The sequence below is a fragment of the Streptomyces sp. NPDC048484 genome (genome assembly GCF_040651415.1).
GTDB lineage: Bacteria > Actinomycetota > Actinomycetes > Streptomycetales > Streptomycetaceae > Streptomyces.
The window spans coordinates 100,063-126,574 of record NZ_JBEZJY010000008.1; the positions used below are offsets into that span (position 1 = coordinate 100,063).

21 protein-coding genes and 1 pseudogene are annotated in these 26,512 nt (G+C 70.2%); 17 read left to right on the top strand and 5 right to left on the bottom strand.

The genetic code is table 11. The annotated features are described in order from the left end of the window. The first annotated feature begins 47 nt into the window (after positions 1-47). The 8 genes from recG to mutM all read left to right on the top strand — a co-directional run bounded on the left by recG (position 48) and on the right by mutM (position 7,683). The gene (gene recG, locus AB0D14_RS10465) at positions 48-2,273 is read left to right on the top strand and encodes an ATP-dependent DNA helicase RecG (RefSeq protein ID WP_362776779.1); all 2,226 of its coding nucleotides are present in this window, start codon (positions 48-50) and stop codon (positions 2,271-2,273) included. 206 nt (positions 2,274-2,479) lie between these two features. After that, positions 2,480-3,067, top strand: a complete 588-nt coding sequence (gene rsmD, locus AB0D14_RS10470; RefSeq protein WP_362776781.1) for a 16S rRNA (guanine(966)-N(2))-methyltransferase RsmD — start codon at positions 2,480-2,482, stop codon at positions 3,065-3,067. A 26-nt stretch (positions 3,068-3,093) separates the two neighbouring features. Then, positions 3,094-3,573 (top strand): pantetheine-phosphate adenylyltransferase, encoded by a 480-nt coding sequence (coaD, locus tag AB0D14_RS10475; protein WP_362777028.1) that lies wholly within the window; start codon positions 3,094-3,096, stop codon positions 3,571-3,573. Positions 3,574-3,683: 110 nt separating this feature from the next. Then, positions 3,684-4,802: a cell division initiation protein gene (locus AB0D14_RS10480; RefSeq protein ID WP_362776783.1), complete on the top strand. Its 1,119-nt coding sequence runs from the start codon at positions 3,684-3,686 to the stop codon at positions 4,800-4,802. A gap of 132 nt (positions 4,803-4,934) precedes the next feature. After that, entirely contained in the window at positions 4,935-5,579 is a 645-nt protein-coding gene (locus tag AB0D14_RS10485) for a DUF177 domain-containing protein (RefSeq protein ID WP_362777031.1), read from the top strand. A 2-nt stretch (positions 5,580-5,581) separates the two neighbouring features. Next, the gene (gene rpmF, locus AB0D14_RS10490) at positions 5,582-5,755 is read left to right on the top strand and encodes a 50S ribosomal protein L32 (RefSeq protein ID WP_033321093.1); all 174 of its coding nucleotides are present in this window, start codon (positions 5,582-5,584) and stop codon (positions 5,753-5,755) included. Between the two features lie 7 nt (positions 5,756-5,762). Continuing rightward, positions 5,763-6,653: a ribonuclease III gene (gene rnc, locus AB0D14_RS10495; RefSeq protein WP_362776785.1), complete on the top strand. Its 891-nt coding sequence runs from the start codon at positions 5,763-5,765 to the stop codon at positions 6,651-6,653. A gap of 169 nt (positions 6,654-6,822) precedes the next feature. After that, positions 6,823-7,683 (top strand): bifunctional DNA-formamidopyrimidine glycosylase/DNA-(apurinic or apyrimidinic site) lyase, encoded by an 861-nt coding sequence (gene mutM, locus AB0D14_RS10500; protein WP_362776788.1) that lies wholly within the window; start codon positions 6,823-6,825, stop codon positions 7,681-7,683. Here mutM and AB0D14_RS10505 read toward each other — a convergent pair. Both AB0D14_RS10505 and AB0D14_RS10510 read right to left on the bottom strand, forming a co-directional pair. Then, complete coding sequence (locus tag AB0D14_RS10505; protein WP_362776791.1) at positions 7,656-8,045, bottom strand: helix-turn-helix domain-containing protein; 390 nt, start codon at positions 8,043-8,045, stop codon at positions 7,656-7,658. The two genes, mutM and AB0D14_RS10505, sit on opposite strands and share 28 nt — an antisense overlap. Positions 8,046-8,132: 87 nt before the next feature. Next, a complete protein-coding gene (locus AB0D14_RS10510) occupies positions 8,133-9,263 on the bottom strand; it encodes a CAP domain-containing protein (RefSeq protein WP_362776793.1) in 1,131 nt (376 codons plus the stop codon). A gap of 133 nt (positions 9,264-9,396) precedes the next feature. On the opposite strand from AB0D14_RS10510, the gene AB0D14_RS10515 reads away from it, so the two are divergent. The 4 genes from AB0D14_RS10515 to AB0D14_RS10530 all read left to right on the top strand — a co-directional run bounded on the left by AB0D14_RS10515 (position 9,397) and on the right by AB0D14_RS10530 (position 16,074). Then, a complete protein-coding gene (locus tag AB0D14_RS10515) occupies positions 9,397-9,678 on the top strand; it encodes an acylphosphatase (RefSeq protein ID WP_362776795.1) in 282 nt (93 codons plus the stop codon). Between the two features lie 391 nt (positions 9,679-10,069). After that, positions 10,070-10,273 carry a hypothetical protein gene (locus tag AB0D14_RS10520; protein WP_107021972.1) on the top strand — a complete coding sequence of 68 codons (204 nt, stop codon included), beginning with the start codon at positions 10,070-10,072 and terminating at the stop codon, positions 10,271-10,273. Positions 10,274-10,514: 241 nt separating this feature from the next. Further along, positions 10,515-14,264: an AAA family ATPase gene (locus tag AB0D14_RS10525; protein ID WP_362776798.1), complete on the top strand. Its 3,750-nt coding sequence runs from the start codon at positions 10,515-10,517 to the stop codon at positions 14,262-14,264. A gap of 391 nt (positions 14,265-14,655) precedes the next feature. Continuing rightward, positions 14,656-16,074 carry a sugar porter family MFS transporter gene (locus tag AB0D14_RS10530; protein ID WP_362776800.1) on the top strand — a complete coding sequence of 473 codons (1,419 nt, stop codon included), beginning with the start codon at positions 14,656-14,658 and terminating at the stop codon, positions 16,072-16,074. A gap of 157 nt (positions 16,075-16,231) precedes the next feature. Here the strand turns inward: AB0D14_RS10530 and AB0D14_RS10535 are convergent, their stop codons facing one another. Continuing rightward, complete coding sequence (locus AB0D14_RS10535; RefSeq protein ID WP_362776802.1) at positions 16,232-17,206, bottom strand: LLM class flavin-dependent oxidoreductase; 975 nt, start codon at positions 17,204-17,206, stop codon at positions 16,232-16,234. Positions 17,207-17,414: 208 nt separating this feature from the next. Next, positions 17,415-17,750: pseudogene (locus tag AB0D14_RS10540) on the bottom strand (cytosine permease); the annotation flags it as partial. Positions 17,751-17,859: 109 nt separating this feature from the next. On the opposite strand from AB0D14_RS10540, the gene ftsY reads away from it, so the two are divergent. Then, a complete protein-coding gene (gene ftsY / locus AB0D14_RS10545; protein WP_362776805.1) occupies positions 17,860-19,071 on the top strand; it encodes a signal recognition particle-docking protein FtsY in 1,212 nt (403 codons plus the stop codon). A 149-nt stretch (positions 19,072-19,220) separates the two neighbouring features. On the opposite strand, the gene AB0D14_RS10550 is transcribed toward ftsY, so the two are convergent. Then, positions 19,221-19,874, bottom strand: coding sequence for a bifunctional DNA primase/polymerase (locus AB0D14_RS10550; protein WP_362776808.1), 654 nt, complete (start codon positions 19,872-19,874; stop codon positions 19,221-19,223). A gap of 438 nt (positions 19,875-20,312) precedes the next feature. Here AB0D14_RS10550 and AB0D14_RS10555 point away from each other — a divergent pair, with 438 nt between their 5' ends. The 4 genes from AB0D14_RS10555 to AB0D14_RS10570 all read left to right on the top strand — a co-directional run bounded on the left by AB0D14_RS10555 (position 20,313) and on the right by AB0D14_RS10570 (position 26,382). After that, on the top strand, positions 20,313-21,800 hold the full coding sequence (locus AB0D14_RS10555) for a hypothetical protein (protein ID WP_362776810.1): 1,488 nt from the start codon (positions 20,313-20,315) through the stop codon (positions 21,798-21,800). 412 nt (positions 21,801-22,212) lie between these two features. Further along, the gene (locus tag AB0D14_RS10560; RefSeq protein WP_362776812.1) at positions 22,213-23,562 is read left to right on the top strand and encodes an ammonium transporter; all 1,350 of its coding nucleotides are present in this window, start codon (positions 22,213-22,215) and stop codon (positions 23,560-23,562) included. Beyond that, the gene (locus AB0D14_RS10565; protein ID WP_055510557.1) at positions 23,559-23,897 is read left to right on the top strand and encodes a P-II family nitrogen regulator; all 339 of its coding nucleotides are present in this window, start codon (positions 23,559-23,561) and stop codon (positions 23,895-23,897) included. Before AB0D14_RS10560 ends, AB0D14_RS10565 begins: the two co-directional genes overlap by 4 nt. Before the next feature lie 25 nt (positions 23,898-23,922). After that, positions 23,923-26,382 carry a [protein-PII] uridylyltransferase gene (locus AB0D14_RS10570; protein ID WP_362776814.1) on the top strand — a complete coding sequence of 820 codons (2,460 nt, stop codon included), beginning with the start codon at positions 23,923-23,925 and terminating at the stop codon, positions 26,380-26,382. Positions 26,383-26,512 lie beyond the last annotated feature (130 nt).

Below are 26,512 nucleotides of genomic sequence, written 5' to 3' on the forward strand. Positions count from 1 at the left end.
AGCGGATTTCCAGGACGTATACGGCATTGTCAGTGCTGTGGTGTGCAATGGATCTCGTGCCCGCGCTCGAAGAACCACTGAAGAAGGTGCTCGGACCCGCCACCGCGAAGGTGATGGGCGAGCATCTCGGCCTGCACACCGTCGGTGACCTGCTGCACCACTATCCGCGCAGGTACGAGGAGCGTGGGCAGCTCACCCACCTCGCGGACCTGCCCATGGACGAGCATGTGACGGTGGTCGCCCAGGTCGCCGACGCCCGTCTGCACACCTTCGCCTCGCCCAGAGCCCCCCGCGGCAAGGGCCAGCGCCTCGAAGTGACCATCACGGACGGCAACGGCCGGCTCAAGCTCGTCTTCTTCGGCAACGGCGTGCACAAACCCCACAAGGAACTCCTCCCCGGCACGCGCGCGCTGTTCTCGGGCAAGGTGTCCGTCTTCAATCACCGCCTCCAGCTGGCCCATCCGGCGTACGAGCTGCTGCGCGGCGAGGACGCGTCCGAGACGGTGGACTCCTGGGCCGGAGCGCTGATCCCGCTCTACCCCGCCACCGCCAAACTGGAGTCCTGGAAGATCGCCAAGGCCGTGCAGACGGTGCTGCCGAGCGCCCAGGAGGCCGTCGACCCGCTGCCCGAGCCGCTCCAGGCAGGCCGCGGCCTGGTCTCCCTGCCCGAGGCCCTGCTCAAGATCCACCGCCCGCACACCAAGGCGGACATCGAGGACGCCCGCTCCCGCCTCAAGTGGGACGAGGCCTTCGTCCTCCAGGTGGCCCTGGCCCGCCGCCGCCACGCGGACGCCCAACTGCCCGCCGTGGCAAGGAAGCCCAAGAAGGACGGACTGCTGTCCGCCTTCGACGCAAAGCTCCCCTTCACCCTCACCGAAGGCCAGCAGAAGGTCTCCAGGGAGATCTTCGACGACCTGGCCACGGAACACCCGATGCACCGGCTGCTGCAGGGGGAGGTGGGAAGCGGAAAGACGTTGGTGGCCCTGCGCGCCATGCTGGCCGTGGTCGACACGGGTGGGCAGGCGGCGATGCTGGCGCCCACCGAAGTGCTCGCCCAGCAGCACCACCGGTCCATCACCGAGATGATGGGGGAGCTGGCCGAGGGCGGAATGCTCGGCGGGGCCGCCGACTCCACGAAGGTGGTGCTGCTCACCGGCTCCATGGGGGTGGCCGGCCGCCGTCAGGCCCTCCTCGACCTGGTCACCGGCGAGGCGGGGCTCGTCATCGGCACGCACGCCCTGATCGAGGACAAGGTGCAGTTCCACGACCTGGGCCTGGTCGTGGTGGACGAACAGCACCGGTTCGGCGTCGAACAGCGCGACGCCCTGCGCGGCAAGGGCAAGCAGCCGCCGCATCTCCTCGTGATGACCGCCACGCCCATTCCCCGCACGGTCGCCATGACCGTCTTCGGCGACCTGGACACCTCGGTCCTGGACCAGCTCCCCGCCGGGCGCTCGCCCATCGCCAGCCATGTCGTCCCGGCCGCGGACAAGCCCCACTTCCTCGCGCGCGCGTGGGAGCGCGTGCGGGAGGAGGTGTCCAACGGTCATCAGGCGTACGTGGTCTGCCCCCGCATCGGCGACGAGGACGACGACCCGAAGAAGAAGAGCAAGAAGAAGCCGTCCGCCGAGGAGGTGGCCGCGGCGGACGCCGAGAAGCGCCCGCCCCTCGCCGTCCTCGAAGTCGCCGACCAGCTCGCCCAGGGCCCTCTCCAGGGCCTCAAGGTCGAAGTGCTGCACGGCCGTATGCCACCCGATGAGAAGGACGCCGTGATGCGCCGCTTCTCGGGAGGGGAGACCCAGGTCCTGGTCGCCACGACGGTCATCGAGGTGGGGGTGAACGTGCCGAACGCGACAGCCATGGTGATCATGGACGCCGACCGGTTCGGAGTGTCCCAGCTCCATCAGCTGCGCGGTCGTGTCGGCCGTGGCTCCGCAGCGGGTCTGTGCCTCCTGGTCACCGAGATGCCGGAGGCGAGCCCGGCCCGCCAGCGGCTGACCTCGGTGGCGTCCACGCTCGACGGCTTCGAGCTCTCCCGTATCGACCTCGAACAGCGACGCGAGGGCGATGTCCTCGGCCAGGCCCAGTCCGGGGCCCGTACCTCGCTGCGGATGCTCGCCGTCATCGAGGACGAGGAGATCATCGCCGAGGCCCGCGAGGAGGCGACCGCGCTGGTCGCCACCGACCCGGACCTCGACCGCTTCCCCGGCCTGCGCACGGCTCTGCAGGCTCTGCTGGACGAGGAGAGGGAGCAGTACCTGGACAAGGGCTGACCCCTGGGCTCCGGGGTGCTCCGAGCCGAGCCCGCCGCCCGAAGGCAGCCCCGCCCTGCCCCGCCTCGCGCCGGGCTGGCCCCGCACCGAGCGCCCCGTCAGGGCCGCGGGGAACTGCGCGATCAGCCCCGCACCCACCCACCACGCGAAGGACTGCCCACCTGCCAGACTGATCCCGTGACCACTCCCTCCAGCAAGGACCCGCGATGACCCGCGTGATCGCCGGCACAGCAGGCGGAAGACGCCTGGCAGTCCCGCCGGGCACCGGCACAAGGCCCACCTCCGACCGTGCCCGCGAGGGTCTCTTCTCCACCTGGCAGTCCCTGCTCGGCGGCCCCCTGCAAGGCGACCGCGTCCTCGACCTGTACGCCGGTTCGGGCGCGGTCGGCCTGGAGGCGCTGAGCCGCGGCGCCGGACACACCCTCCTGGTCGAGGCCGACGCCCGCGCGGCCCGCACGATCCGGGAGAACGTGAAGTCGCTGGGGCTGCCCGGCGCCGAGGTGAGGTCCGGCAAAGCGGAACAGATCATCCGTACCGGCGTGCCACAAACCCCGTACGACCTGGTGTTTCTCGATCCGCCGTACGCGGTCACGGATGACGATCTTCGCGAGATTCTCCTCACACTCCGTGCGGGGGGCTGGCTCACGGACGAAGCGCTCGTCACCGTTGAGCGCGGTACAAGAGGCGGCGAATTCCGATGGCCAGACGGCTTTGAAGCACTGCGCTCCCGTCGCTACGGCGAGGGAACGTTTTGGTACGGTCGCGCCGCCTCTACGTGCGAAGACGCACGATGACCGGACCGGAGAGCGAGGGATCTGAAGTGCGCCGCGCCGTCTGTCCCGGGTCGTTCGACCCGATTACCAACGGACATCTCGACATCATCGCCAGAGCGTCCAGGCTGTACGACGTCGTGCACGTCGCGGTGATGATCAACCAGTCCAAGAAGGGGCTGTTCGAGATCGATGAGCGGATCGACCTGATCCGTCAGGTCACCGCCGAGTTCGGGAACGTCGAGGTGGAGGCCTTCCACGGACTCCTCGTCGACTTCTGCAAGGAGCGCGACATCCCGGCCATCGTGAAGGGCCTGCGCGCGGTCAGCGACTTCGACTACGAGCTGCAGATGGCCCAGATGAACAACGGCCTCTCCGGCGTCGAGACCCTCTTCGTCCCGACCAACCCCACCTACAGCTTCCTCTCCTCCTCACTGGTCAAGGAGGTCGCGACCTGGGGCGGAGACGTCTCCCACCTGGTGCCCCCGGTGGTCCTGCAGGCACTCGGTGAGCGTCTCAGGAAGGACTGAACAGCCCTCGCGGTTCCGGGAGTCCGCCATCCGGTGTCGGGCGGGGCAGGAGTGGTCGTACAGTCGGACTGTCCGTCTCCATCACAGCTGTAGAGAGTGGCGAGCACACGGTGGACGTGCAGAAGAAGCTCGATGAGATCGTCTCGGTGGTCGGCAGCGCCCGTTCCATGCCCATGTCGGCCTCGTGCGTGGTCAACCGCGCCGAGCTCCTCTCCCTGCTGGAAGAGGTACGCCAGGCGCTGCCGGGCTCTCTCGCCCAGGCAGAGGAACTGATCGGCGGCCGCGAGCAGATGGTCGAGCAGGCCCGTCTGGAGGCCGAGCGGATCGTCGAGTCCGCGCACGCCGAACGCGGTTCGCTGATCTCCGACACCGAGGTCGCCCGCCGCTCGCAGAACGAGGCAGACCGGATCCTGGCCGGGGCCCGCAAGGAGTCCGAGGACGTCCGCGCCGAGGCCGACGAGTACGTCGACTCCAAGCTCGCCAACTTCGAGGTCGTACTCACCAAGACCCTCGGTTCGGTCGGCCGGGGCCGCGAGAAGCTCCTCGGCACCGGGCCCGGCACCGATGAACAGGGCTACGAGGACGAGGACGCCCCCGAGCGCAGCCACGACCCGGAGACCCTGCGCCGCAGCGCCGACGAATACGTCGACGTCAAGCTCGGCGCCTTCGAGGCCGTCCTCGCCAAGACCCTGGACGCCGTCGGCCGGGGCCGCCAGAAGCTGCACGGCAGGATCGCCAGCGACGACCTGAGCGACCTGGGCGGCTTCGGGGAGGACGGGACGCCGGGGCACACCACCGACGCCGAGTACCTGGACGGCCTCGCGGAGACCCCCGAGCAGTCCGCCGCCGCCTCGGCCCCGCTCCGGCCCGCCGACCTGCCCCAGCCTCCGGCTCCGGTGGACCTGCCCCACCAGCAGCAGTACGCGCAGCAGGACGCCTACGCCTACCAGCAGCAGAGCGCCGACCCGTACGGCTATCAGCAGCAGCAGCAGTACGTACAGCAGGACGGGTACGGCTACCAGCAGAACGCCGATCCGTACGCCGCCTACCCGCAGCAGGGTTACGACCAGCAGGTCGCGTACGACCAGAACGGGCAGCAGGCGTACGCCCCGTCCCCTCAGCCGCCCCAGACGCCCCAGCCGCCCGAGAATGCGCTCGACGAGACCAGCCTCTTCGACACCGGCATGATCAGCGCGGAGCAGCTGCGGGCGTACGAACAGGGGCGCTGACGCCGGATTGGGCCGAGAGCGAAAGGTCCAGTATCCTGGCTCTTCGGTCGTGTGCACGTCCGCGATCAACGCTGCCCGGGAAACACCAAGGGCGGTAACCCCGAGTTTCAAGATCGAAAGTAGGAACAGGTTCTGAACGCCCGCCTAGACCACCGCAACCCTCTCGTGTTCGACACACACGAGCTGGGGCGGCGTCCCGGTGCGCTGCAGCGCCTGACCCGCGAGATCGACGCTCCCACGGATCTCGGTATCCAGGGAGTCATCGGAGTGCCGGAAGGCACCCCGGTGAAGCTCGACCTCCGTCTTGAGTCGGTCATGGAAGGGGTGCTTGTCACAGGCACCGCCCGTGCACTGGCCAAGGGGGAGTGCGTAAGGTGTCTGGAGCCGGTCGAGCAGCAGCTCGAAACGGATTTCCAGGAGATGTTCTCGTACCGTGACGCCGACGACCGGGGCCGTGTGAAAGCGGAGCCGGCCGACGACGCCGAGGACGACGAGGACACGCTTTTCATCGAGGACGGCCTGTTCGACCTCGAACCCGTGCTGCGTGATGCGGTGGTGCTCGCACTGCCGATGCAGCCGGTGTGCCAGGACGACTGCCCCGGCCTGTGCTCCCAGTGCGGAGCCCGGCTCGCGGACGACCCGGACCACCACCATGACGCCGTCGACATCCGTTGGGCGGCACTGCAGGGACTCGCCGGTTCACTCGAAGATGGCGAGAAGGACAAGAGCGGCGAAGCGCCCAAGTCAACACGCGCCGCCGAGAAGCAGGAGAAGTAGCCGTGGCTGTTCCGAAGCGGAAGATGTCGCGCAGCAACACGCGCCACCGCCGGTCGCAGTGGAAGGCTGCGGTCCCCAACCTGGTTGCGTGCGAGCGCTGCCACGAGCCCAAGCTGCAGCACATCGCGTGCCCCGCTTGCGGCACCTACAACAAGCGCCAGGTCCTCGAGGTCTGAGCGGCTGGTGAGAGGCACTGTGTCTAGCCCCAAGAAGGCGGACGACGCCAAGGCGGAAGTCAGCGCCAGCAAAAAGGCGGAGAACACAGCCTCGTCCCACACCCTTCTGGAAGGGCGGCTCGGGTACAAGCTCGAGTCCGCCCTTCTGGTGCGTGCACTGACCCACCGTTCGTACGCATACGAGAACGGCGGTCTGCCGACCAACGAACGACTGGAGTTCCTCGGGGACTCCGTGCTCGGCCTCGTGGTCACGGACACGCTGTACACCACCCACCCCGACCTGCCCGAAGGCCAGCTGGCCAAGTTGCGGGCCGCGGTGGTCAACTCGCGTGCACTTGCGGAGGTGAGCCGGGGGCTCGACCTCGGCTCCTTCATCCGGCTCGGCCGGGGTGAAGAGGGCACAGGCGGCCGGGACAAGGCGTCCATCCTCGCCGACACCCTCGAAGCGGTGATCGGCGCTGTCTATCTCGACCAGGGTCTGGATGCGGCGGGCGAACTCGTCCACCGGCTCTTCGACCCGCTGATCGAGAGATCCTCGAATCTGGGCGCGGGCCTGGACTGGAAAACCAGTCTCCAGGAACTCACGGCGACCGAGGGGCTCGGCGTTCCCGAGTACCTGGTCACCGAGACCGGCCCGGACCATGAGAAGACCTTCACCGCTGCTGCCCGCGTCGGAGGCGTCTCGTACGGCACCGGCACCGGCCGCAGCAAGAAGGAAGCGGAGCAGCAGGCCGCGGAGTCCGCTTGGCGGGCCATCCGCTCCGCCGCGGACGAGCGGGCCGAGGCGGCCGCCGCCGCAGAGGCTGAAGCACCGACGACAGTCGAGACGGTCGACGCAGTCGAGGAGGAGACGCTCGACGCCTCCCCCCCGACGGCATCCGACCCCGCTTCGGCCTGAAGCATCCGTGTTTGCCCGCCCCCGGTCACCGGGGGCGGGCAAACACGTTCAACGCGCGAAGCGCCGTTGCCTCCAGCGGCGCGACCAGCTCCCACCGACCCGCGCCCGACAACAGCCCAGCCCAGCGCAACGCACACGTTCAGAAACCGCCCCCTCCGGAGGAGACCCCGTGCCCGAACTGCCCGAGGTCGAGGTCGTACGGCGAGGCCTCGAACGCTGGGTCAGCGGACGGATCGTCGCGGACACGCAGGTGCTGCACCCGCGCGCCGTGCGCCGGCACATCGCGGGCGGCGAGGACTTCGGGGCCCGGCTGAAGGGCCACCGCGTCGGACTGGTCCAGCGCCGCGGCAAATATCTCTGGCTGCCGCTCGCGGACTCACCGAGCGCCGTCCTCGCGCACCTCGGGATGAGCGGTCAGCTGCTCGTCCAGCCGCAGGACGCAGCGGACGAGAAGCATCTGCGCATCCGCGTCCGGTTCTCCGACGACCTCGGCACCGAGCTCCGCTTCGTCGACCAACGCACCTTCGGCGGGCTCTCGTTGCACGAGACGTCGCCCGACGGGCTGCCCGACGTCATCGCGCACATCGCCCGTGACCCTCTGGACCCGCTGTTCGACGACGACGCGTTCCACGAGGCGCTGCGCCGCAGGCGCACCACCGTCAAACGCGCCCTGCTCGACCAGTCGTTGATCAGCGGCGTCGGCAACATCTACGCGGACGAGGCACTTTGGCGCGCGCGGCTCCACTACGAGCGCTCCACCACCGGATTCACGCGCCCGCGCACGGCCGAACTCCTGGGCCATGTACGGGATGTGATGAACGCGGCTCTCGCCGTCGGCGGCACCAGCTTCGACAGCCTCTACGTCAACGTGAACGGGGAGTCGGGCTACTTCGACCGCTCGCTCGACGCGTACGGCCGTGAGGGCGAGCCGTGCCGCCGCTGCGGCACCGTGATGCGGCGCAGGCCCTGGATGAATCGGTCCAGCTACTTCTGTCCGCGCTGTCAGCGCCCGCCGCGCGCGGTGTCATAGCGCTCGCGCGCCCCCAGTACGTCGTCCATGCGCCCCTCCACGAAGTGGATGAGGGCAACCAGCCGACCGGCGATCTCGCGGCCCAGCGGCGTCAGCTCGTAGTCCACCCGCGGCGGGTTCGTGGGCTGGGCCTCCCGGTGCACCAGCCCGTCGCGCTCCAGCGCGTGCAGTGTCTGGGAGAGCATTTTCTCGCTCACGCCGTCCACGCGCCGGCGCAGTTCGTTGAAGCGCAGCGGGCTCTCGGACAGCGCTCCCAGCGTGAGCCCGCCCCAGCGTCCCGTGACGTGCTCAAGAGTGCCCCGGGACGGGCACCCTTTGGAGAACACGTCGTACGCGAGATCCGGCCGATCCGTGGCGTCCATGAGCAGAGCGTACTCCCGGACAGCGCTAACCAGAAGTTAGCGCTGTCCGGGAGTACGGCGTTGCTGCAGAGCGTGCCCGCGTCGTGACTAGTAGCCGAAGTCCTGCGTCCACCACGGGCCGCCCGACGCGAAGTGCGCGCCGACGCCCAGGGTCTTGAAGTCGCAGTTCAGGATGTTCGCGCGGTGACCAGGGCTGTTCATCCAGGCCTCCATCACCGCGGCGGCGTCGGCCTGGCCGCGGGCGATGTTCTCGCCACCGAGGTTCGTTATGTCGGCCTTCTCCGCCCGGTCCCAGGGGGAGGCCCCGTTCGGGTCCGTGTGGTCGAAGAAGCCCCGCGCGGCCATGTCCTCGCTGAAGGCCTCGGCCAGCGCGGCCAGCGAGCCGGACGCGGTCACCGGGCTGCAGCCGGCCTTGGCCCGCTCGTCGTTGACCAGCGAGAGGACCGCGGCCTCGGCGGTGGACGGCGTGGACGCCGCCTTCGACGGCGTCGTCTCGGGCGCCTTCTTCGAAGGAGCCTTCGTGGCCGGCTTCTCGGTCTTCGAGTCCTTGGCCGGTGCCTTGGCCGACGGCGTGGCGGACGGCTTCTTCTCGGTCTTCTCCGGAGCCTTCGTCGGCGAGACCGAGGGGGACGCGGAGCGCTCCAGGTCCCGGCTCGTGCCCGGGTCCACGCGGTCGTCCGCGGAGTCGTTCGTGCCGCCCTGGGTCTGCACGTCGCTCGGCGTGTCCTGGGCGCGCACGTTGTCAGCGCCGCCCCCGCCGATCGAGAGGCTGTCGCTGCCCGGTATCAGCCCGGAAGCGACGGCGACAGCACCCATCGCGACGGCGGCCGAGACCCCGAGCAGGCCGGTGCGTACGGGAGTCACGGCCTTCTTGCGGCGGCGCTGGCCCCCGGAGCCGCGGTCGGGCGCGTAGTCGCCCGAGGCGTGGCCGGCGGCCCCGCGCGCCTCGAAGAGGTAGGCGTCGCTCTTCGAGTAGAGGTCGCCCGTCTCGTGAATGCCGCCCGGCGAGCTGTACAGGCCGGCGGTCGAGTAGGGGCCCCCGGTCAGGTAGTCCCCGGCGGTGCGGTAGTCACCCGCGGCGGTGTGGTCACCCAGGTCCGCGTAGTCGCCCGCACCACCCGTCGCGTAACCGTTCGTGTGTGACTCGTACGTCTGCGTATCCCCGGTGGCGCGGCCTGTGACGGCGCGGCCGGCGGCGGAGCGTCGGTGGCGTCCCATCTTCTGGCCTTCCTCATCCTTGCGGTCAACGCGAGCCTCATCCGAACGGGTGAGGCTCATTGGGTCGGGACGGTATCGCATGGTGCAAGGGGAGGAAGTGCTCCGAGAGCAATTGGCCGGTTAGCGTGCAGCCATGAGTGAGCATAAAAGGCTGGTCGCCTGGGTACGCGGGCGCGTCCAGGGTGTGGGTTTCCGCTGGTACACGCGGGCCAAGGCTCTGGAGATCGGCGGCCTGAGTGGTTTTGCTCTCAATCTGGAGGACGGACGGGTCCAGGTGGTCGCGGAGGGCCCCGAGGACGGGTGTCAGGGGTTGCTCGAGTGGCTCGTGGGAGACGACACGCCGGGCCGGGTGGACGGAGTCACTGAGATCTGGGACACGCCCCGAGGCGGCTACGACGGGTTCGCCATCCGGTGAGATCCACTCCGCCGCGCCGGTCGGGACGCCCCGGAACGGGAGCGCGGGGCGTGCGCCAGGCACCTGCCCAGGGTGGAAACCACCAGGTGGTTGCCAAGAAAGGCCCCACCGTGGCAGGCTCCGCCGACAAGAATGATCTCCGCACCCTCAGGGCCTCTGAAGTGAGGCAGCGCCGCCTGTCCCGGCCCGCGCGCCCAGGGGCGCCGCCCAATACGGGGCGTGATCGTGTTGACCGTCAAACTTTTTGGTGAGACGCTGAAAACCCCGCGCACCTTAGCTGTTTGGCATGTAAGAGCGGCAGTAGAACTCAAGATTGCCAAGCATCGCGGGTGCGATTCCCTCACGACCCACACCGCTTCGGTCGGTCACTCAGTGTGGAGGACCATCCATCATGGCAAAGGCGCTTCTCGGTTACGTCGGCGGTTCCGACCCGCGACTCATTGCCGAGATGCGACGGCTCCAGCAGCGCGTCCAGGACCTGGAATCCGAACTCGGACGAATCCAGGCCGAGAACGACGCGCTCGCGGCTGCCGCTTCTCACGACTCGCTTCTCGAGAGCATCGACGTACCCCAGGCGGAGCCTGCGCTCACCTGATCACTGAACAGCACAGACACCACCACCAGTGAACAGGCTGCCTGTGTCAGCCGCTAACACAGTTGCAAGGGACGCTTCGGCGTCCCTTCTTTCTTGCCTCCGCGTCTTTCCTGCGTCTTCCCGCCCCCGCGCCCCAACACTTACTGTGCACTTTCTTTAACGTCTGATGTGCCCTGCACGTTCATGGGTGAAACCGCGCGTTCGTGGAGTGAGGCCGACCCGGAAGGTAAAGTCCGGCTGCGTGCACCTCAAGGCCCTGACCCTGCGCGGGTTCAAATCGTTCGCCTCGGCCACCACGCTGCGGTTCGAGCCGGGCATCACCTGCGTCGTGGGGCCCAACGGCTCGGGCAAGTCCAACGTCGTGGACGCGCTCAGCTGGGTCATGGGCGAGCAGGGCGCCAAGTCGCTGCGCGGCGGCAAGATGGAGGACGTCATCTTCGCCGGCACCACCGGGCGGCCCCCGCTGGGCCGTGCCGAGGTCTCGCTGACGATCGACAACTCCGACGGTGCGCTGCCCATCGAGTACGCCGAGGTCACGATCACGCGGATCATGTTCCGCAACGGCGGCAGCGAGTACCAGATCAACGGCGACACCTGCCGACTGCTGGACATCCAGGAGCTGTTGTCCGACTCCGGTATCGGCCGTGAGATGCATGTCATCGTCGGGCAGGGCCGGCTCGACTCCGTCCTGCACGCCGATCCGATGGGCCGCCGCGCCTTCATCGAGGAGGCCGCGGGCGTCCTCAAGCACCGCAAGCGCAAGGAGAAGGCGCTGCGGAAGCTGGACGCGATGCAGGTCAACCTCGCGCGCGTGCAGGACCTCAACGACGAGCTGCGGCGGCAGCTGAAGCCCCTCGGCCGGCAGGCCGCCGTCGCGCGCCGGGCCGCCGTGATCCAGGCCGACCTCCGGGACGCCCGCCTGCGGCTGCTCGCCGACGATCTCGTACGACTCCGGGGGGCGCTCCAGGCCGAGGTGGCCGACGAGGCCGCGCTCAAGGAGCGCAAGGAGGCCGCCGAGGCCGAGCTGAAGAAGGCCCTCCAACGGGAGGCCATGCTTGAGGACGAGGTGCGGCGGCTCGCCCCGCGCCTGCAGCGGGCCCAGCAGACCTGGTACGAGCTCTCGCAGCTGGCCGAGCGGGTACGCGGCACGGTCTCGCTGGCGGACGCCCGGGTGAAGAGCGCCACCGCCCAGCCGCCGGAGGAGCGGCGCGGACGCGACCCCGAGGACATGGAGCGCGAGGCCGAGCGGGTGCGGGAACAGGAGGCCGAACTCGAAGCGGCCCTGGAGGCCGCCGAGCACGCCCTGGAGGACACGGTCGCCCACCGGGCCGACCTGGAACGTGAACTGGCGGTGGAGGAGCGGCGTCTCAAGGATGTGGCCCGGGCCATCGCCGATCGGCGCGAGGGCCTGGCCCGGCTGAGCGGCCAGGTCAACGCGGCCCGTTCGCGCGCCGCCTCCGCCCAGTCCGAGATCGACCGGCTCGCCTCCGCCCGCGACGAGGCACAGGACCGCGCCGTTGCCGCCCAGGAGGCGTACGAGCAGCTCAAGGCAGAGGTCGACGGCCTGGACGCGGGCGACGAGCAACTCGCCGACCAGCACGAGGCGGCCAAGAGCGCCCTCGTGGACGCCGAGGCCGCGCTGACCGCGGCCCGTGAGGCGGCCACCTCGGCAGAGCGCAGGCGCGCGGCCACACAGGCCCGCCACGAGGCCCTGTCCCTGGGACTGCGCCGAAAGGACGGCACCGGGGCGCTGCTCGCGGCGAAGGACCGGCTGTCGGGCCTGCTCGGCCCCGCGGCCGAACTGCTCTCGGTCGCCCCGGGCCACGAGGTCGCGCTGGCGGCCGCCTTCGGTGCCGCGGCGGATGCGATCGCGGCGACCACGCCCGCCGCGGCGGCGGACGCCATCCGTCTGTTGCGCAAGCAGGACGCGGGGCGGGCGGCGCTCCTGCTGGCGGGAGCCCCGGAGCCGACGGACGCGCCGGGGTCCCCGGCTTCTTCTCCCGGAGACGGCAGCCGGCACCGGGCGGCGCAGGACGCGTCCGCTGCGGGCGGCGCACCCGACGGCGTACACGAGCACGACGGCCCCCGCAGCCCCGCCGGCCCCGCCGGCCCCGACAGCCCCGAGGGCCACGGCGACTTGGACGGCCCCGGCCGCGTACCTCCGCAGGCGCGGGCGGCCGGCCCTCGCCCGCCGGTGTACGCCGCCGATCTCGTCCGTGCGCCGTCCGACCTCATGCCTGCCGTACGGCGGCTGCTGCGGGGCATCGTCGTGGTCGGGACGCTGGAGGACGCCGAGGATCTCGTCTACGCGCGCCCCGAGACGACCGCTGTGACCGCTGAGGGAGACCTGCTCGGGGCGCACTTCGCGCAGGGCGGTTCCGCCGGGGCGCCCAGTCTGCTCGAAGTGCAGGCGTCGGTCGACGAGGCGGCGGCGGAGCTGGAAGAGCTGGGCGTGCGGTGCGAGGAGCTGAGCGAAGCTCAGCACCGTGCCACCGAGCTGCGCGGGGAACGGGTCGCCGCGGTCGACGAGCTGGGCGAGCGGCGACGGGCCGGGGAACGGGAGAAGTCCCAGGTCGCGCAGCAGCTCGGAGGGCTGGCCGGGCAGGCGCGGGGCGCCGTGGGAGAGGCCGAGCGGAGCACCGCGGCCGCCGCGCGTGCGCAGGAAGCCCTCGACCGGGCCGTGGAAGAGGCCGAGGAGCTGGCCGAACGGCTCATCGTGGCCGAGGAGATGCCGGTGGAGGAGGAGCCCGACACCTCTGTACGGGACCGGCTCGCGGCCGACGGAGCCAACGCGCGGCAGACCGAGATGGAGGCCCGGCTCCAGGTGCGTACCCACGAGGAGCGGGTCAAGGGTCTTGCCGGGCGGGCCGATTCGCTCGACCGGGCCGCGCGCGCCGAACGTGAGGCCCGTGCCCGCGCCGAGCAGCGCCGCGCGCGGCTGCGGCACGAGGCCGCCGTCGCCGAGGCCGTCGCCTCCGGCGCGCGGCAGTTGCTCGCCCATGTCGAGGTCTCGCTCGGCCGGGCGGACGAGGAACGTGACGCCGCGGAGAGCGCCAAGGCGCGGCGGGAGCAGGATCTCGTCGTCGCCCGTAACCAAGGCCGCGATCTCAAGGCCGAGCTCGACAAGCTGACGGACTCGGTGCACCGCGGTGAGGTGCTGGGCGCCGAGAAGCGGATGCGGATCGAGCAGTTGGAGGCGAAGGCGCTGGAGGAACTGGGCGTCGAACCGGCGGGGCTGATCGAGGAGTTCGGTCCCGCCCAGCCGGTCCCGCCCTCCCTTCCCGCCGAGGGCGAGGAACTGCCGGACGACCCGGCGGATCCGCGCAACCAGCCCCGCCCCTTCCACCGGGCCGAGCAGGAGAAGCGGCTCAAGTCGGCCGAGCGGGCCTATCAGCAGCTCGGTAAGGTCAATCCGCTCGCGCTGGAGGAGTTCGCCGCGCTGGAGGAGCGCCACAAGTTCCTCAGTGAGCAGCTGGAGGACCTGAAGAAGACGCGTGCCGATCTCCTCCAGGTGGTGAAGGAGGTCGACGAGCGGGTCGAGCAGGTCTTCACCGAGGCGTTCTGGGACACGGCGCGGGAGTTCGAGGGGGTCTTCAGCCGGCTGTTCCCCGGCGGGGACGGACGGCTGATCCTGACCGACCCCGACAACATGCTCACCACGGGCATCGATGTCGAGGCGCGGCCGCCGGGTAAGAAGGTCAAGCGGCTCTCGCTGCTCTCCGGCGGGGAACGGTCGCTGACCGCCGTCGCGATGCTCGTGTCGATCTTCAAGGCGCGGCCCAGTCCGTTCTATGTGATGGACGAGGTCGAGGCGGCGCTCGACGACACCAACCTGCAGAGGCTGATCCGGCTCATGGAGGAGCTGCAGGAAGCGTCGCAGCTGATCGTGATCACGCACCAGAAGCGGACGATGGAGGTCGCCGACGCGCTGTACGGCGTGTCCATGCAGGGCGACGGAGTGTCCAAGGTCATCAGCCAGCGGCTCCACTGACCCTCGCCTGAACGGCCGTACCGGCCATACCGGCTGTCTCGGATCAGGTCCGGGATCAGATCCTGGATCAGGCCCCGGGTCAGCTCCTGGATCAGATCCCGGATCAGCCGTGGCGGTGGGCGCACGGGTGTGACGTTCCCCGCGCCGCTTACGGGGTATTCGTAGCTATGCGGTCCCTATCTCTTCAATACTTGAACACGAGTCCGTCACCTGTGGTGTTTTTTTAGACAGTGACCCCCTCTTGACTTCGAAACTTGAAGGCATAGTCTCTGCTTCGTTGCTTTTACCTTCAGGTGGTGGGTGGCGTAAACGTGTGCGCCACTGGAGACACCGTCCGGAAGGGCTCGCCCCCCACCCCCGGCAGTGAGGCCGGTGGCCCGAGGAGTTACACGTGACCAGCACAGCGCAGCCACCCCCGTCAGCAGCCCAGACGGCTCACCCCGAGCATCTCGGGCACGTCATCTTCATCGCGGCGGCGGCCGCGATGGGTGGCTTTCTCTTCGGCTACGACAGTGCCGTGATCAACGGCGCCGTCGAGGCCATTCGTCACCGATACGATGTCGGCTCCGCGGCCCTGGCTCAGGTCATCGCCATCGCGCTGATCGGCTGTGCGATCGGCGCCGCCACCGCGGGCCGGATCGCCGACCGCATCGGCCGTATCCGCTGCATGCAGATCTCGGCCGTGCTGTTCACCGTCAGCGCCGTCGGCTCCGCGCTGCCCTTCGCCCTGTACGACCTGGCCTTCTGGCGGGTCATCGGCGGCTTCGCCATCGGTATGGCCTCGGTCATCGGCCCGGCCTACATCGCGGAGGTCTCCCCGGCCGCGTACCGCGGGCGGCTCGGCTCCTTCCAGCAGGCCGCGATCGTCATCGGCATCGCCGTCTCGCAGCTCGTCAACTGGGGCATCCTCAACGCCGCCGACGGCGACCAGCGCGGCAAGGTCATGGGCCTGGAGGCCTGGCAGGTCATGCTCGGCGTCATGGTCGTCCCGGCCGTGCTCTACGGACTGCTCTCCTTCGCGATCCCCGAGTCGCCGCGCTTCCTGATCTCCGCCGGCCGCCACGAGCGGGCCCGTGAGGTGCTCCGGGAGGTCGAGGGCGACAAGATCGACCTGGACGCCCGCGTCGCCGAGATCGAGCACGCCATGAAGAGCGAGCACAAGTCGGTCTTCAAGGATCTGCTCGGCGGCACCTTCTTCTTCAAGCCGATCGTCTGGATCGGTATCGGGCTCTCGGTCTTCCAGCAGTTCGTCGGCATCAACGTCGCGTTCTACTACTCCTCGACGCTGTGGCAGTCGGTGGGCGTCGACCCGACGGACTCGTTCCTCTACTCGTTCACCACGTCGATCATCAACATCATCGGCACCGTGATCGCCATGATCTTCGTCGACCGGATCGGCCGTCGGCCACTCGCGCTCATCGGTTCCGTGGGTATGGTCATCGGGCTCGCCCTGGAGGCCTGGGCCTTCTCCTTCGACCTCGTCGACGGCAAGCTGCCCGCCACCCAGGGCTGGGTCGCCCTGGTCGCGGCCCATGTGTTCGTCCTCTTCTTCGCGCTTTCCTGGGGTGTCGTCGTCTGGGTCTTCCTCGGCGAGATGTTCCCGAACAGGATCCGCGCCGCCGCGCTCGGCGTCGCCGCCGCCGCACAGTGGATCGCCAACTGGGCCATCACCGCGAGCTTCCCGTCGCTGGCCGACTGGAACCTCTCGATGACCTACGTGATCTACACGGTCTTCGCCGCGCTCTCCATCCCGTTCGTGCTCAAGTTCGTGAAGGAGACGAAGGGCAAGACCCTGGAGGAGATGGGTTAGCCCGTCACAGACGGGTGAGCCCGTCGCAGATGGGCCGGCCTGTGGCCCATCGCGTGAACCCGAGGAGACGGGCCAAGTCCCCGCTGCCCGTCTCCTCGTACTCGTACTCGTACTCGTGTTCGTGTTCGTACGAGGTGTACCGCCCCGGTTCGGGGGCCTACCGGCCCTTGAGGCGGGGCAGTACGTTTTCGCAGAACAGGTGCATGCTGCGCCAGCCCTCGTCGACGGGCATCCCGCCGGACAGCGGATGCAGTACGTAGCTGTCGAGGCCCTCGGCCAGGCACTCGTCCGGCGTCACGATCCGGTAGACGCCCTCGGCGCGCAGCTCGTCCACCGTCGTGGCAGCCGACTTCACCGCCGAGCGGATGTCGGAGGACTGCCAGGAGGCGTAGGTCCGCGCCTCGTGCAGGAAGTGTTTCCCGTGCTCGGCCCAGGCGCGGTCCGGGTCCTCGGCGAGGTGCAGCAGCGGGGTGACCGCCGCGGGCATCATGGTCCAGCCCTGCGTGCCGTACTCGACGAGCCGCTCCTTGTAGTACGCCTCAAGGTCCGGCAGGTGCGCGCTCGGGAAGAACGGCAGGCCGAGCCGCGCCGCGCGCCGGGCTGCGGCCTTCGACGAACCGCCCACCAGCAGCAGGGGATGCGGATCGGAGAAGGGGCGCGGAGTGACCCGTACCGTACGGCCGCGGTACGCGAAGTCCTCGCCGGTCCACGCCTTCAGCAGCGTCTCCAGGAGCTCGTCCTGGAGCCGGCCGCGCCGTCCCCACTCCACGTCGAACAGCGCGTACTCCTCGGGCCGGTAGCCGATGCCGGCCACCGTGACGAGCCGGCCGCCGCTGAGAAGGTCGAGTACGGCGATGTCCTCGGCCAGCCGCAGCGGATCGTGCAGCGGACCGATGATCGCCGAGACCGTGACCGCGATCTTCCGGGTCGCACCGAAGACCGCGCCCGCGAAGACGAACGGCGAGGGCAGCCAGTTGTTGGCGGCGCCGTGGTGTTCCTCGGTCTGCACGGTGGTCATACCGCGGTCGTCGGCGTAGGCGGCCATCTCCAGCGCGGCCTTGTAGCGGTCGCTGAGCGAGGCGGGCGTGGCGCCGGGTTCGACGAGGTTGAAACGTACGACCGTTACGGACATGGGAAAGTCGCCCTTCGCCGAGCGGGTGGGGTGCTGGTGGCTCCGGTGCGGGGGGACGGTAGCTGACGGAGCGTCAGACAGCCATAGTCGCGGGCCCCTTGGTGTGCTCCGGCTCGGGCGGGGTGAAGGGCAGCCCGGTGCCCGGGCGGCGACCGCGGCCGGGGCGAAGCCGCCCCGGTACCAGTAGGCGCTGGTGCCCGTGAGTAGGCGTCACCATGACCAGGCCGGTGTCGCCGCGGATGCCGAAGGCGATGTCGAGCACGGTGAGCAGGGCATACGCGCCGGTCACCGCGTTGCTCGTCTCCCAGCCCCGGCGGGCGATCCGGATCAGCGAGCCCGGCAGCAGATCGCCACGCCGACCGAAGGCCGCCCGGGGGAGCATCATGCCGGGCGCGCCACCGGGCTACCCCGCGATGCCGACGAGCCCGACGAGCCCGACGAGCCCGACGAGCCCGACGAGCCCGACGAGCCCGACGAGTCGAACGAGCTCGTACGACTCGATCGGCGTCGCCGTGGCCACCACCAGTGCCTGCCAGAAGTTCAGGTCTCCGGCCGACACAGGGCGGCGGGCGGGCCGGCCCGGCCCGTGGGACATACCGCCCCGCGTTGGAAGCGAACGGCCGGGCGGGAGGTCAAGCCATACTGGAGCTGTTATGGAAATCGTCATCCTTGCTGTAGTCATCGCCGTGGTCGTGGTCGGCGCGCTCGGTGGGCTCCTGATCGGCAGCCGCAGGCGCAAGCAGCTGCCCCCGCCGCCCCCCGCCGCCCCCGACATCACCGCCCCGCCGGCCGAGCCGCACGTCGGCGACGAGGCCGAGACGCCGCGCGACGAACCGCGCCGCACCATAGAGGAGGTGGATCTTCCGGACACCTCGGCGACCGCTCCGGTCCTCGTCGAGGAGCCCGCTCCGGTCGTCGAAGCACCCCCGATCGAGGTCCCGGAACCGACCGCCGGGCGCCTGGTGCGCCTGCGCGCCCGGCTCTCCCGCTCGCAGAACGCGCTCGGTCAGGGGCTCCTCACGCTCCTCGCGCGCGAGCACCTCGACGAGGACACCTGGGAGGAGATCGAGGACACGCTGCTCACCGCCGACGTCGGCGTGCAGCCCACGCAGGAGCTGGTCGAGCGGCTGCGCGAGCGGGTGAAGGTGCTCGGCACGCGGACGCCCGAGGAGCTGCGCGGCCTGCTGCGCGAGGAACTGCTCACCCTGCTGGTGCCCGACTTCGACCGCACCGTGAACACCGAGTCCGGTCTGGACACCCCCGGCATCGTGATGGTCGTCGGCGTCAACGGCACCGGCAAGACCACCACCACCGGCAAGCTCGCGCGCGTGCTCGTCGCCGACGGCAAGCATGTGCTGCTCGGCGCGGCCGACACCTTCCGTGCCGCCGCCGCCGACCAGCTGCAGACCTGGGGCGAGCGCGTCGGCGCCCGTACCGTCCGCGGTCCCGAGGGCGGCGACCCCGCCTCCATCGCCTTCGACGCCGTCAAGGAAGGCATCCAGGAGAGCGCCGACGTCGTCCTCATCGACACGGCCGGCCGTCTGCATACCAAGACCGGGCTCATGGACGAACTCGGCAAGGTCAAGCGTGTCGTCGAGAAGCACGCTCCGCTCGACGAGGTGCTGCTCGTCCTGGACGCCACCACCGGTCAGAACGGGCTGGTGCAGGCCAGGGTCTTCGCCGAGGTTGTCGACATCACCGGCATCGTCCTGACCAAGCTCGACGGCACGGCCAAGGGCGGCATCGTCATCGCCGTCCAGCGCGAACTGGGTGTCCCCGTCAAGCTCATCGGCCTGGGCGAGGGCGCGGACGACCTGGCCCCGTTCGAGCCGGAGGCATTCGTGGATGCGCTTATCGGAGAGTGAGGAAGCGCACGACAGTAGGTAGGACAGTGCGACAGGTACGTGCACGAGGAAGGGCCCCACTCCATGGTGCAGATGGAGCGGGGCCCTTCCGTATCGGTGGCTATCGGTGGCGTCGGGAGGCCCGCTGTCGGCAGGCCGGGCCGACAGGCCTATGCGCGTGACCGGTGCGTCACGTACGCCAGTGTTCCCAGCAGCAGCCGCGCGGCCGGTGGCTTCGTCGCCGAGTCCAGGGCGGGGGAGCGGAGCCAGCGGACCGGGCCGAGGCCGCCGCGGTCGGACGGCGGGGCCGTGATGTGCCTGCCGGAACCCAGCCCGTGCAGGTCGAGCGTGGCATCGTCCCAGCCCATGCGGTAAAGCAGCTCGGGCAGTTCGGCCGCCGCGCCGGGTGCGACGAAGAAGTGGGCGCGGCCCTCGGGAGTGACGGTCACGGGGCCCAGCGGGAGGCCCATGCGTTCGAGTCGGACCAGTGCTCGGCGGCCGGCGGACTCGGCGACCTCGATGACGTCGAATGCGCGGCCCACGGGGAGCATCACCGCGGCGCCGGGGAATTGGCCCCAGGCCTCTGTCACCGCGTCCAGAGTGGCGCCCGCGGGGACGACAGGCGCGAAGTCCAGGGGATGCGCGCCGCGTTCGGGGCAGTCCGGGCGGCCGCACGAGCAGGCCCCCGCGGCCGCCCGGGCGCCGGGCACCACGTCCCAGCCCCACAGTCCGGTGAACTCGGCCACGGCGGTGCACTCCGAGGAGCGGCCGCGACGACGTGAACCGGACCGAATTTCGCGGATACCGCCGATCGTGAAGCCCATGCCCCCTCCAACGGGTCCAGCGCGCCCATGGTTACGTCATGGAATCATGTTGTAACTCTCAGTGCCCAATGGCGTGCAGTCCATACGGCGCCCAGTAGCGCTGCGGGTGGTGCGCCCGGCTTCACACGCCCCGGTGTGCCTCGTTGCGCCCGCTCCCGACCGTCGTGTGTCAAGTGAATCGCGTGGCGGCCACCGCGAGTTCATCCGAAGGGGTGGCGAATGGTGGCGTTTCCGGGATCGCCATGGCTGGAGCGGTGATCGTAGGATTACTGTGAGTGCACGAGTCCTGGGGACGCATGCACTTGTGGGTATGCCGGAGGCAACTCGACTTCCCGTTCGATGGGTGAGAACGACCGGACGGACGGCTTGTTTACCGGCATTCTGTTAGGGCTTGGCGCACACAGCGCAGCAAGTGGGTTCAGGGATGGGGGCGTTCCAGTGGGCGGCAACGGCGGAGGCGCGACGACCGCGACTGGCACGGACAAGCGCCCCAATGAATTGTTGGGCTCGTGGTTCGTGCGCAGCGGCTGGTCCAAGGGTGAGCTGGCGCGCCAGGTGAACCGCAGAGCGCGCCAGTTGGGCGCCAGCCACATCTCGACGGACACCTCGCGGGTCCGCCGCTGGCTCGACGGGGAGAATCCGCGCGAGCCGATCCCGCGCATCCTCTCCGAGTTGTTCTCCGAGCGTTTCGGCTGTGTCGTCGCCGTCGAGGACCTGGGCCTGCGCGCCGCGCACCAGTCACCGTCCGTGTCGGGCGTCGATCTGCCCTGGACCGGCCCGCAGACGGTCGCCCTGATCAGCGAGTTCTCGCGCAGCGACCTGATGCTGGCGCGGCGCGGCTTCCTCGGGTCGTCCCTGGCCCTCTCCGCGGGCCCCACGCTCATCGAGCCCATGCAGCGCTGGCTGGTTCCCAGCCCCGGCGTTCCGCGCGAGGAGCCCGCGCTCTCCGCCGCCGCCTCCCGCCGCCCCGGCCGGCTCTCCCAACCCGAGCTGGAGCTCCTGGAGTCCACCACCGTCATGTTCCGCCAGTGGGACGCCCAGTGCGGCGGCGGACTGCGCCGCAAGGCGGTCGTCGGCCAGCTGCACGAGGTCACCGACCTGCTCCAGGAGCCCCAGCCCGAGTCCACCACCAGGCGGCTGTTCAAGGTCGCCGCCGAGCTGGCCGAGCTGGCCGGCTGGATGAGCTACGACGTGGGGCTCCAGCCCACCGCCCAGAAGTACTTCGTCCTCGCTCTGCACGCCGCCAAGGAGGCCGCCGACCGGCCCCTGGGCTCGTACATCCTGTCCAGCATGAGCCGCCAGATGATCCACCTGGGCCGGCCCGACGACGCGCTGGAGCTGATCCACCTCGCCCAGTACGGAAGCCGTGACTGCGCGAGCCTGCGCACCCAGTCCATGCTGTATGCGATGGAGGCCCGCGCGTACGCCAGCATGGGGCAGCCCGGAAAGTGCAAGCGGGCCGTCCGAATGGCGGAGGACACCTTCGAGGACGCGGCGGAGTTCGACGCGCCCGAGCCCGACTGGATCCGCTTCTTCTCCGAGGCCGAGCTGCACGGCGAGAACTCCCACTCCTACCGTGACCTCGCCTACGTCGCGGGCCGTAGCCCCACGTACGCCTCGCTGGCCGAGCCCGTCATGCAGAAGGCCGTCGACCTCTTCGAGAAGGACCTGGAGCACCAGCGTTCGTACGCACTCAACCTCGTCGGGATGGGCACGGTGCACCTGCTCAGGAGGGAACCCGAGCAGAGCGCGGTCCTGGTGCGCAAAGCCCTCACGATCGCCAAGAAGGTGCGCTCCGAGCGGGTCAACACTCGTATCCGAAAAACCGTCGACACGGCCGTACGCGACTTCGGGGACCTCACCGCCGTCGTGGATCTGACCGACCAGCTCGCCGTCGACCTGCCCGAGACCGCCGAGGCGGTCTGACCCCCAGTACGCCGGCCGCGACCGCCGTCCATAACAGCCCGACTCGGCTCCCCCATGCCAGGTCATCGGACGGACGGCCGCGGCCGGTTTCGTTTTTGCGCCTAAACCGGCGCCGCTCTCGCGTAGGTGGCTGGGCGCCGTCGGGGTTGCTCAATTGATGGCTCGGGTCGCGTCTGGCAATGACTGGGGGTGCGTCCGGTGGAAGGTTGCGCCACGATAACGATCGAGGGCGCCACTATCCGGCGGTTCATCGAGGCGTAACACGTACACCCTCTTCGTCACCCGGGCGAAACATGCAGGGGCGCCGGTCGAAACCGCGCTGCGCCAATCTCTGGCACATAACCGGCCCGCCCCTCACAACCGCTCATGGCTTCGCCCGCACGGGGCCGTACCAAACGACGAGGAGACGCCGATGGCACCAGTCGCCATCACGCTTGCCGCAGACGCCCCGACGCTGTCTGCCGCGAACACCGGGTTCATGCTCATCTGTTCCGCCCTGGTGCTGATCATGACTCCCGGTCTTGCCTTCTTCTACGGAGGCATGGTCCGGGTCAAGAGCACCTTGAACATGTTGATGATGAGCTTCATCAGCATGGGGATCATCACGATCCTGTGGGTGCTCTACGGCTTCTCCATGGCCTTCGGTACCGACTCGGGCAGTATCGTCGGCTGGTCCTCGGACTTCGTCGGCCTCACCGGTATCGGCAAGGTGGAGCTCTGGGACGGTTACACCATCCCGATCTACGTCTTCGCCGTCTTCCAGCTGATGTTCGCGATCATCACGCCCGCCCTGATAAGCGGCGCCCTCGCGGACCGGGTGAAGTTCACCGCCTGGTCCCTGTTCATCGCGCTGTGGGCCACGGTCGTCTACTTCCCGGTCGCGCACTGGGTCTGGGGCACCGGCGGCTGGGCCTTCGAGCTCGGTGTCATCGACTTCGCCGGTGGTACGGCGGTCCACATCAACGCGGGTGCCGCGGCACTCGGTGTGATCCTCGTGATCGGTAAGCGCGTCGGGTTCAAGAAGGACCCGATGCGCCCGCACAGCCTGCCGCTGGTGATGCTCGGCGCCGGTCTGCTGTGGTTCGGCTGGTTCGGGTTCAACGCCGGCTCCTGGCTCGGCAACGACGACGGCGTCGGCGCGCTGATGTTCGTCAACACGCAGGTCGCCACCGCCGCCGCCATGCTCGCCTGGCTTGCCTACGAGAAGATCCGCCACGGCGCGTTCACCACCCTCGGCGCAGCCTCCGGCGCGGTCGCCGGCCTGGTCGCCATCACCCCGTCCGGCGGCGCGGTCTCCCCGCTCGGCGCGATCGCCGTCGGCGCCATCGCCGGTGTGCTCTGCGCCATGGCCGTCGGCCTCAAGTACAAGTTCGGCTACGACGACTCGCTGGACGTCGTAGGCGTCCACCTCGTCGGCGGTGTCGTCGGCTCCCTGCTGGTCGGCTTCTTCGCCACCGGCGGCGGCCAGTCCGACGTCGCGGGCCTCTTCTACGGCGGCGGCCTCGACCAGTTCTGGAAGCAGTGCGCCGGTGTCTTCGGTGTCCTCGCCTACTCCCTCGTGGCTTCCGCGGTACTCGCCTTCCTGATCGACAAGACGATCGGGATGCGCGTCCCCGAGGACGTCGAGGTCGCGGGCATCGACCAGGAGGAGCACGCCGAGACCGCATACGACTTCAGCGGTGCCGGCGGCGGCGCTGCCCGGACCACGGCCCCAGGCCCCGGCCCGGTCCCCGGCACTGCGAACAAGAAGGTGGACGCATGAAGCTCATCACCGCCGTCGTCAAGCCCCACCGGCTCGACGAGATCAAGGAGGCCCTCCAGGCCTTCGGCGTCCACGGCCTCACGGTCACCGAGGCGAGCGGATACGGTCGTCAGCGGGGCCACACCGAGGTCTACCGCGGTGCCGAGTACACCGTCGACCTCGTCCCCAAGATCCGTATCGAGGTGTTGGTCGAGGACGACGACGCCGAGCAGCTGCTCGATGTCATCGTGAAGGCGGCCCGTACCGGCAAGATCGGAGACGGCAAGGTCTGGTCCGTCCCGGTCGAGACGGCGGTCCGGGTCCGGACCGGCGAGCGCGGCCCCGACGCGCTGTAGGCAGAAGAAGAACAGGAGCCACTGGGTGACGAGTACGGGCATGCGTACGGAAGCAGAGGACTCGGGACCCAGCGGCTATGCGGCGGCCCGGCTGCGCCTCCTCCAGGAGGGGGCGCAGTCCGGGCCGCCGCGCCGTTCGGCCCTCGCCGAACTGACAGACGACTGGCTCACCGGCCTGTTCGACGCGGGCGCCGCCACGCTGCGCGGCATCTCGCTCGTCGCCGTCGGCGGGTACGGCCGCGGCGAACTCTCCCCGCGCAGCGACCTCGACCTGCTGCTCCTGCACGACGGCAGCGCCGACCCCGGCACGGTGGCCTCCCTCGCCGATCGCATCTGGTATCCGGTCTGGGACCTCGGCCTCGACCTCGACCACTCCGTCCGCACGCCCGCCGAGGCCCGCAAGACCGCGGGCGAGGACATCAAGGTGCAGCTCGGGCTGCTGGACGCCCGCCACCTCGCCGGCGACCTCGGCCTGACCGCCGGACTGCGTACGGCCGTCCTCGCCGACTGGCGCAACCAGGCGCCGAAACGGCTCCCCGAACTCCAGGAACTGTGCGCCGAGCGCGCCGAGCGCCAGGGCGAACTGCAGTACCTCCTCGAACCCGACCTCAAGGAGGCCCGCGGCGGCCTGCGCGACGCCACCGCGCTGCGCGCCGTCGCGGCCTCCTGGCTCGCCGACGCCCCGCGCGAGGGCCTCTCCGACGCCCGCAAGAGCCTCCTCGACGTCCGTGACGCCCTGCACCTCGCCACCGGCCGCGCCACCGACCGCCTCGCCCTCCAGGAACAGGACCAGGTCGCCGCGGAACTCGGCCTGCTGGACGCCGACACCCTGCTCCGCCAGGTGTACGAGGCCGCCCGCGTCGTCTCGTACGCCAGTGATGTCACCTGGCGCGAAGTGGGGCGCGTGCTGCGGTCGCGCGCCGTGCGGCCGCGGCTGCGCGCCATGCTGGGCGGCGGCAAACCCGCTCCCGAACGCTCCCCGCTGGCGGAGGGTGTCGTCGAGCAGGACGGCGAGGTCGTCCTCGCCCGCGCCGCCCGCCCCGACCGCGACCCCGTGCTGCCGCTGCGCGCCGCCGCCGCGGCCGCCCAGGCGGGTCTGCCGCTCTCGCTGCACGCGGTCCGCCGGATGGCCGCCGCGGCCCGTCCGCTGCCCACGCCGTGGCCCGCCGAGGCCCGCCAGCAACTCGTCACGCTGCTCGGCTCGGGGCCCTCGACCATCGAGGTCTGGGAGGCCCTGGAGGCGGAGGGGCTGGTCACCCGGCTGCTGCCCGACTGGGAGCGCGTCCGCTGCCGGCCGCAGCGCAACGCCGTCCACATCTGGACCGTCGACCGCCATCTGATCGAGACGGCGGTACGCGCCGCCGAGTTCGCCCGCCGCGTCCACCGCCCCGACCTCCTGCTGGTCGCCGCCCTGCTGCACGACATCGGCAAGGGCTGGCCCGGCGACCACTCGGTGGCCGGCGAGATCATCGCGCGGGACGTGGCGGCCCGGATCGGCTTCGACCGCACGGACGTGGCGACACTCGCCACCCTCGTACGTCATCACCTGCTGCTCATCGAGACGGCGACCAGGCGCGACCTGGAGGACCCGGCGACCGTACGCTCGGTCGCGGACGCGGTCGGCTCGCAGGGCACGCTGGAACTCCTGCACGCGCTCACCGAGGCGGACGCGCTGGCCACAGGGCCTGCTGCGTGGTCCTCTTGGCGCGCGTCCCTCGTCGCGGACCTGGTCAAGCGGGTCTCCGCCGTGCTCGCCGGGGACGACCCCGAGGAGCCCGAGGCCGTGGCGCCCACCGCCGAACAGGAGCGGCTCGCCATCGAGGCGTTCCGCACCGGCGGTCCCGTGCTCGCGCTGCGCGCCCAGACCGAACCGCCCGTCGAGGAGTCCTCGGGGGAGCCCGCAGAGGACCCGGAGCCCCTCGGCGTGGAACTGCTCATCGCTGTGCCGGACCAGAAAGGCGTCCTGCCCGCCGTGGCGGGTGTCCTCGCCATGCACCGGCTCACCGTTCGGACCGCGGAACTGCGGGCGCTGGACCTGCCCGACGGCGTCCCCGGCTCCGTGCTGCTCCTCGACTGGAGGGTCGCCGCCGAGTACGGCTCCCTGCCGCAGGCCGCCCGCCTGCGCGCCGATCTCGTACGCGCCCTCGACGGCTCCCTCGACATCGCCGGACGTCTGGCCGAGCGGGACGCCGCCTACCCGCGCAGGCGGGGCATCGTCGCGCCGGCGGCCCGGGTGAGCGTGGCCTCCGTCGCGTCCCGGCTCGCCACCGTCATCGAGGTACGCGCTCACGACGCACCCGGGCTGCTGCACCGCATCGGGCGTGCGCTGGAGAACGCGCAGGTCCAGGTGCGCAGCGCGCATGTCTCCACGCTGGGCGCCAACGCGGTGGACGCCTTCTATGTGACGGGGCCCGAAGGGGGGCCGCTGCCGGGGGAGCAGGCGGCGTCGGTCGCGCGGGCGCTGGAGGACACGTTGCGGGAGTGAGTGTCCGGCGGGGACCGGTTGTTCCATGCCCGCGGGCCTGCTGCGGCTGAGCGTGCGGTTCCCCGCGCCCCTTACGGGCCGCTCCGGTGCACGGGGCTCGACCGGGCCTGCGACAGAACCCTGTGACGGG